The organism is Streptomyces sioyaensis (assembly GCF_004122735.1).
GTDB classification, from domain to species: domain Bacteria; phylum Actinomycetota; class Actinomycetes; order Streptomycetales; family Streptomycetaceae; genus Streptomyces; species Streptomyces sioyaensis.
Genome location: NZ_SDIF01000211.1, coordinates 1 through 6,357, shown reverse-complemented (window position 1 = coordinate 6,357; position 6,357 = coordinate 1). Strand labels below are relative to the sequence as shown.

Annotated in this window: 9 protein-coding genes; 4 read left to right on the top strand and 5 right to left on the bottom strand. The window is 70.9% G+C overall.

What is annotated here, in order from left to right:
• Positions 1-227: 227 nt before the first annotated feature.
• A complete protein-coding gene (locus tag EST54_RS32800) occupies positions 228-614 on the top strand; it encodes a hypothetical protein (RefSeq protein WP_129251326.1) in 387 nt (128 codons plus the stop codon).
• Positions 615-816: 202 nt separating this feature from the next.
• Positions 817-1,302 (top strand): hypothetical protein, encoded by a 486-nt coding sequence (locus EST54_RS32795; RefSeq protein ID WP_129251325.1) that lies wholly within the window; start codon positions 817-819, stop codon positions 1,300-1,302.
• A 22-nt stretch (positions 1,303-1,324) separates the two neighbouring features.
• Here EST54_RS32795 and EST54_RS32790 read toward each other — a convergent pair whose 3' ends face one another.
• The gene (locus EST54_RS32790) at positions 1,325-1,675 is read right to left on the bottom strand and encodes a DUF397 domain-containing protein (protein ID WP_244942666.1); all 351 of its coding nucleotides are present in this window, start codon (positions 1,673-1,675) and stop codon (positions 1,325-1,327) included.
• Complete coding sequence (locus EST54_RS32785; RefSeq protein ID WP_129251324.1) at positions 1,668-2,498, bottom strand: helix-turn-helix domain-containing protein; 831 nt, start codon at positions 2,496-2,498, stop codon at positions 1,668-1,670. The genes EST54_RS32790 and EST54_RS32785 overlap by 8 nt, the downstream gene beginning before the upstream one ends.
• A 120-nt stretch (positions 2,499-2,618) precedes the next feature.
• Here EST54_RS32785 and EST54_RS32780 point away from each other — a divergent pair, with 120 nt between their 5' ends.
• Both EST54_RS32780 and EST54_RS32775 read left to right on the top strand, forming a co-directional pair.
• On the top strand, positions 2,619-2,870 hold the full coding sequence (locus EST54_RS32780; protein WP_129251323.1) for a hypothetical protein: 252 nt from the start codon (positions 2,619-2,621) through the stop codon (positions 2,868-2,870).
• Positions 2,870-3,076: a hypothetical protein gene (locus EST54_RS32775; RefSeq protein WP_129251322.1), complete on the top strand. Its 207-nt coding sequence runs from the start codon at positions 2,870-2,872 to the stop codon at positions 3,074-3,076. The genes EST54_RS32780 and EST54_RS32775 overlap by 1 nt, the downstream gene beginning before the upstream one ends.
• A gap of 74 nt (positions 3,077-3,150) precedes the next feature.
• On the opposite strand, the gene EST54_RS32770 is transcribed toward EST54_RS32775, so the two are convergent.
• The 3 genes from EST54_RS32770 to murQ all read right to left on the bottom strand — a co-directional run bounded on the left by EST54_RS32770 (position 3,151) and on the right by murQ (position 6,272).
• Positions 3,151-3,435 (bottom strand): hypothetical protein, encoded by a 285-nt coding sequence (locus EST54_RS32770; RefSeq protein WP_129251321.1) that lies wholly within the window; start codon positions 3,433-3,435, stop codon positions 3,151-3,153.
• 93 nt (positions 3,436-3,528) lie between these two features.
• Positions 3,529-5,220, bottom strand: coding sequence for a PTS transporter subunit EIIC (locus EST54_RS32765; protein WP_129251320.1), 1,692 nt, complete (start codon positions 5,218-5,220; stop codon positions 3,529-3,531).
• 113 nt (positions 5,221-5,333) lie between these two features.
• Positions 5,334-6,272: an N-acetylmuramic acid 6-phosphate etherase gene (murQ, locus tag EST54_RS32760; protein WP_129251319.1), complete on the bottom strand. Its 939-nt coding sequence runs from the start codon at positions 6,270-6,272 to the stop codon at positions 5,334-5,336.
• Positions 6,273-6,357 lie beyond the last annotated feature (85 nt).

Genomic DNA, 6,357 nt, shown 5'->3' with positions numbered 1-6,357 from the left:
GTGGGTGGGTGTCGGCGTGGTGGGCGGATGACGGCGTGGTGGGCGGGCGATGTCACTGTCTCGTTCAGATGTCACTGTCTCGTTGAACGGCCGAGATGTGCCTGATACACGATCTCGGGACGGCTGAAACGGGGGTTATCTACCTTTTCGGGCACGGGTGCTTTTCCGCGCCCCCACCAGGTCTGACCGGCCTGGGACACCCCCCATGCATCCGTGAAGGAGCAGCCATGTTCAAGCAGGCCCTGCCACACGCCCGGCGCCTCAAGCGCACCGCCCTCGCCGTCGCGGTGACCGGTGCTGCCATCGCCCTCCCGACCAGTGCGGCGGTCGCGATGCCCACGGACTACGTCAAGACGGTCAAGGTCGACAACGGCGACACCCTCCAGCTGGACGGCAACAACGGCAGCGTCACCATCCAGGACCCCGAGCACGGCCGGACCGGGGTGCTGAACAAGGACAAGCCCGGGCCGGTGCCGAGCCGGATGGACACGAACGGGACGTACACGATCGCCTACCCGAAGCCCGCGGCGCAGGCCGACGCCACGCCCAAGGTCGTCTACAAGCACGACGGCAAGACGGTGAAGGTCTTCAACTTCCCCAAGGGTCCGTCCTGACGGCGGCTGCTCGTCCCCACTGAACGGCGGTCCCCGGCACGGCTCTCCAGCCGGGGGCCGCCTCGCCGTGTGTCGATGTGCTGGTACATGCGCCGACGCAGTGGGAGAGGGCCACAGGGAATCCACAAAGTGCGTCCGTACGCTCCTGGCCGTCGAGCTTCAGAGACCTCACACGCTGAGGCGTCGAACACCAGGAGACACCGTGGAATGCAGTGCATCCCTTACACCGGACGAGCTCTCCCGTACGGGCCCGGGCGCCCTCACCGTCATCGAGTCCGGTGCCCTGCGGCTGCCCCTCAGCGGCTGGTGGCTGCGCATCGCGCGGGGCTCCGAGGGCCGGCCCGCCCTGGAGGTGCACAGCCGGGCCGGGCTGATCGATGTGTCCGTCCTGAGCACGCTCAGCGTCTCACCGCTCAGGGGCGGCCGGCACAGCGGCCGTTCGGCGGCGACGCACTGGTCGCTGGCGTGGGGGCAACTGCCGCCCGACGGCGACATCGTCGAGGCATCCTTCCGGCGATGGCGGCGCAGCCGGTGCGTCCAGGCGCACACGGTGGCCGATGCGTTCTGGGTCGCCGAGGTCGACGGCCGGTTCCGCTCGGTGACGTGCTCCGCGGGCACCACCCGTACGACGGGGCGGGTGGTCAAGGAGGTCCGGTCCTGGAAAGAGGGCTCGGGGTCCGCGGCTTGAGCCTCGGACCCCGAGTGGTGCGTCAGGCGGCGTGCAGGGAGCCTGACTTGACGCCCTCGATGAACGACGCCCAGGCCGGTGCCCGGAACGCGAGCGTCGGGCCGAGCGGGTCCTTGGAATCGCGGACGGGGACGATGCCGGGGTGGTCGTCGGAGACTTCGAGGCAGTCGCCGCCGCTGCCGTCGCTGTGGGTGGACTTCCGCCAGGTGGCGACTTCTAGGCAGTTGCCGCCGTCGCCGCCGCTGTAGCTGGACTTGCGCCAGTGGGCGGCGCCGGGGAAGTTTTTTGCCACCTGAAGGCAGTTGCCGCCGCTCCCGCCGCTGTAGCTCGACTTGTGCCAGTGGGCTGTGCTCAGGTCGTACTCACTACTCACGGGAATATGCCTCCGCCGCCGACTCGATCAGGGCCAGTGACGCTTCCGGTGGCAATGCGCTGGCTCCCACGAGATCGTAGGCCAGTTCGTACCGCGCCACCGTTGCCGGATCGTCCAGCAACTGCCCTGTGCCTAGACCGTCAAGGTACGCGAGCGGGGGCGCGTCAGCGAACGCCATTAATTTTAGAGAGCCTTCCAGTGCGGCATGGGCACCCGCCGAGAACGGCAACACCTGCACGATGATCCGGTGCTTCCGGATCAGCTCCGCCACGTGCCGCAGGGCCTCCGCCATCACCGCCGGACCGCCCGTATTTCGGCGTAGCACAGCCTCGTCCAGCACCACCCACAACAACGGAGTTGTTGGATGATCGAGAAGGTGCGCACGTTCGAGGCGCGCCGTGACCGTCCCATCGATCACGTCCTCCGGTGCCGTCGGCTGGTAGGTTCGGCAAACCGCCCACGCATACGCCTTCGTCTGCAACAACCCCGGAATCAGCTGCGGCGCGTACTCCTTGATGGTGGTGGCGATGGCCTCCGCCTCCGCCGCTTCCGCGAAGTGATCCGGGTACTTCGACTTCGTCGCGGCCTCGCAGTTGCGGACGAAGTAGCCGTCCGTCGCCAGGATCTCGTCTATCTTCACGGCGTAATCCATCTGCATCCGCCGTGTCCCCGCCTCCAGCTGGCCGATGAACGACCCGCTGACGAAGAGAGGGCTGCCGAGTTCCTCCTGGGTGAGACCCGCCTCTTCGCGCTTGTGACGTAACTCGGCGCCGAGCATGGCGCGGGGTGACGAGGACGGGTCGAGGAGTTTTGGTCCGGGCATCGCAGCAACTCCCTGTTACACACGATCGGTTGTTGGGTCTGCGCCTCTATGCAGGCTAGACCCGTCGTCGCCACGCTGTGTGCGCAATGGCAACACTCAGCGTGGAAGGTGATGAGGCGAATGCTGACGGCGCGTGAGCGGAGTCGGCAGGCCGAGGGCGTAGCGACGGAACTGCACACCGCACTCCGGGCTGTGGGGATCACCCTGCCTTCCGTCGGCGTCGACCCGGTGTCGTGTGCGAGCGGCCACATGGCGCCGCTGGTCGAGCTGGGGCGATGCAATCTGGACACCGCCCGGCGGCTCGCCGGCGTACTGGCGGACTACGCCCGGACCGCCGTACCGGGACACGGTGAGGAGGAGCGGCGGCCGTGATGCCGGTGCCCGGAAGCTATGCGGTGGACGGGCGGGACGGGCGCATCGGGCGGGTCGTCGGCCACGAAGGGCCGTTCGTGCAGCTCCGTCCGCCCGGGGGCGGCGCACAGTGGCACTGCCCACCGCACGCCCTGCGGGCCGCCCCGCCGTCCGCCGCACTGGCGGCCCGTGTCAGGGAGCTGAACTGGCAGAGCCGGATGCCGTGAGGGGTGGGGCGCCCGGAGCGTACGTCCTATGGAGAGCCCGGGGCGTGCAATGTCCTTCTTGAGCCGCTGTCAGGTCACTGGCGGCGGCGGCCGATCAGGCAGCCCGCGAGGCCGAGCGCCCCGGCCACGGACAGTATGACGGCTCCGCAGAGGGTGGCCGGTGCGGGCGGGGTCTCGCGGTCGAGGGTGGTCTCGACGGCTACCTGGATCACGACGTTGCCGTGCGACGGGGGCAGCGGCGGGAACGGGGGCGGTGTCTCGCCCCACAGAATCAGTGCCACCCCGGCGACGGAGAGGACGAGAACGGTGACGGCCACGGCCAGCCTGGCGCGCCAGGGGCGGCGTAATCGAATCAGCATGCCGCCGACCCTATGGGCGTGATCGGACATCGAGGGTCCGTTGGACGCTGAGGGGCCTGGACGCTGAGGGGCCTTGGGCGCCGAGGGCCGTCCTCAGGTCCGCCCGGCGGTGGCGGGGCGGCTGGGTTCCGGGGCGGGAGCCGCGGCGTCCGTGCTCCCGGGGGCGCCCGGATCGGGGCCGTCGGCGGAGGCCGTATCCGCGTTCAGCTCCGTCCGCATCTGCTTGCTGAAGCCGAAGAAGTAGGTGGCGAGGAAACCGGCGAGATAGCCGGCGGCCAGGCCCATGGCGTAGACGGTGAGGGTGGTGGCGATGCCGTGGTTGCCCTTGATCAGGGGGAACAGGGCCCAGCCGGAGGGGCCGATGGCGGTGGAGCCGACGGCGTCGCCGAGTTGGTTGAACAGGCCGATGACGCCGCCGCCGAACGCGCCGCCGACACAGGCGGTGAGGAAGGGGCGGCCCAGGGGGAGCGAGACACCGTAGATCAGCGGCTCGCCGACGCCCAGGAAGCCTGCGGGGAGGGCGGACTTGATGGTCGTACGGATCGAGCGGTTGCGGGGGAGACGGAGGTAGACGGCGAGGGCGGCGCCGACCTGGCCCGCTCCGGCCATGGCGAGGATCGGGAGCAGGACCGTGTAGCCCTGTTGCTCGATGAGGGTGGTGTGGAGGGGGATCAGGGCCTGGTGGAGGCCCAACATCACGAGGGGGAGGAAGAGGCCGCCGAGGACGAAGCCGGCGACGGCGCCGCCGTGGGCCAGCAGCCAGGTGGCGGCGGTGCCGGTGGCGGTGGAGACCGCGCCCGCGGCGTACATCAGGCCGAAGAGCGTGACCAGGCCCGTGACCAGGACCGTCAGGGTGGGGGTGAGCAGGACGTCCAGCGCCTCGGGGACCCTTCCCCAGGCTCTCGATTTCGTCCGGCCGGGGAAGAACCCATGGCGGCACCACTTCTCCACCCGGACGGCGAGCAGCGCCGCGCCCAGGGCGCCGAGCACCCCGCCCTGCCCCGGGGCGAGCTGCTGGCCGAAGGCGGTGACGTGGGTGACGCCCGGGAAGACGATGACCGCGGCGACCGCGCCGCCGAGGATCGGTGTGCCGCCGAACTCCTTGGCGGTGTGGTAGCCGACGAAGACGGCGATGAGGGACATGAAGCCGGAGGAGAGGGCGGCGAGTGCCGGGACGAGGGAGGGCAGCCAGCCGAGGTTGGCCAGCAGACCGTTGATTCCGGCGATGATGCCGCAGCCGATCAGGGCCGGGATCAGCGGCACGAAGACCTGGGCGATCCGACGGAGGATCAGCTTCGCCGGGGTGGCGTTACGGGACTTCTGCCGGGCTTTGAGGGCGGCGCCCTGGGCGGCGAGTGCGTCGGCGGTGGCGGGCGGGGAGGGGGGAGGGCCCGTGGGCGTGGGCGGGGCGGAGGCCGGGCCCGCTGGGGTGGCTGCACCCGCCGGGGTGGAGGCTGGTGTGGTGGCGGCTGGTGTGGTGGTGGCTGGTGTCGTGGTGGTCGGTTCGGCGGTTGGCTGTTCGGTGCGGCTGTGCTCCACCAGACGCTCGAACTCGGGGGTGACCCGGGCGACCGTCCCGGGGCCCAGCACGATCTGGTACGTGTCGTCCTCGACCACGCCCAGGACGGCCGGGAGCGCCCTGAGGGCCTCGTGCCGGACGAGGGCAGGGTCCCGGATGCCGAGGCGGAGCCTGGTCATGCAGTGGGTGATGGAGGTGACGTTCCCGGCGCCGCCGACGAGGGGGAGGAGTGCGGCGGCGGTGGCGCGGTGCTTGTCTTCGGACATGGGCGGTGCCTTGCTGTGATGACAAAACCGGCGGGGTGGGTCGGGAGTTCGGCGGGACGGGGCAGTGGGGCCCGGTGCTGCGGGGCGGGCTCGGGTGCTGTGGGGCGGCGGCCTCAGTGCGGCCGGGCGGCTTCGAGGGCCGCGCGGAGATGGCCGTCCGCGGCGTCGAGCAGACGGGCGGCGGTGGGGGCGTCGACTCCGCCGAGGAGGGTGAGGATGGCGTTCTTCACCTCGCCGTCCGTGCTGCTCAGCGCCGTCTCGATCTCCCGGTCACCGGCGCCGGTGGCGAGCGCGACGATCCGGCGCGAGCGGGCCCGCAGCTTTTCGTTGGAGGCGCGGACGTCGACCATCAGATTCCCGTAGGTCTTGCCCAGACGGATCATGGTGAGGGTCGAGATCATGTTGAGCACCAGCTTCTGGGCGGTGCCCGCCTTGAGCCGGGTGGAGCCGGTCAGCAGCTCGGGGCCGACCACGATCTCGATGCCGTGCTCGGCCGCCGCGGCCAGGGCCGAACCGGCGTTGCAGGACAGGCCGATGGTCAGTGCGCCCAGTGAACGGGCATGTTCGACGGCCCCGATGGCGTAGGGGGTGCGGCCGGAGGCGGAGATGCCGACGACGGTGTCCATGTCGGTCAGCTTGACCGCGGTCAGGTCCTCGGCCGCGAGCTCCTTGCTGTCCTCGGCGCCCTCGACGGCGGTGACCATCGCCGAGGGGCCGCCGGCGATCAGCCCCAGCACCTCGGACGGGTCGGTGTTGAAGGTCGGCGGGCATTCGCTGGCATCCAGCACGCCGAGGCGGCCGGCCGTGCCCGCGCCCGCGTAGATCAGCCGGCCGCCGTGGGCCATACGGGCGGCGAGGGCGTCGATGGCGGCGGCGATCTCCGGGAGCCGCTCGGCGACGGCCGCGGGGACGGCGGCGTCCTCGGCGTTCATCGTGCGGGCGATGTCCAGGGTGGAGCGGCGGTCGATCTCGGCGAGTTCCGGCCGGAAAGCCTCGGTGGTGAGGCCGTCCAGCTCGGCGCGCAGATGTGCGTAGTCGGTGGGGGAGGTCATGGCGTGGCGGCTCTTTCCGGGACGGATGGGTAAGGGCGGTGGCGGCCGGACGGGGAGGGGTGGGGGCGGCCGGCCGCCACCGCCC

Coding starts and splice junctions, on each gene's coding strand:
- EST54_RS32800 (WP_129251326.1), top strand. CDS start 228: ATGTTCAAGCAGGCCCTGCCACACGCCCGGCGCCTCAAGCGCACCGCC.
- EST54_RS32785 (WP_129251324.1), bottom strand. CDS start 2,498: ATGCCCGGACCAAAACTCCTCGACCCGTCCTCGTCACCCCGCGCCATG.
- EST54_RS32780 (WP_129251323.1), top strand. CDS start 2,619: ATGCTGACGGCGCGTGAGCGGAGTCGGCAGGCCGAGGGCGTAGCGACG.
- murQ (WP_129251319.1), bottom strand. CDS start 6,272: ATGACCTCCCCCACCGACTACGCACATCTGCGCGCCGAGCTGGACGGC.
- EST54_RS32765 (WP_129251320.1), bottom strand. CDS start 5,220: ATGTCCGAAGACAAGCACCGCGCCACCGCCGCCGCACTCCTCCCCCTC.
- EST54_RS32770 (WP_129251321.1), bottom strand. CDS start 3,435: ATGCTGATTCGATTACGCCGCCCCTGGCGCGCCAGGCTGGCCGTGGCC.
- EST54_RS32775 (WP_129251322.1), top strand. CDS start 2,870: ATGCCGGTGCCCGGAAGCTATGCGGTGGACGGGCGGGACGGGCGCATC.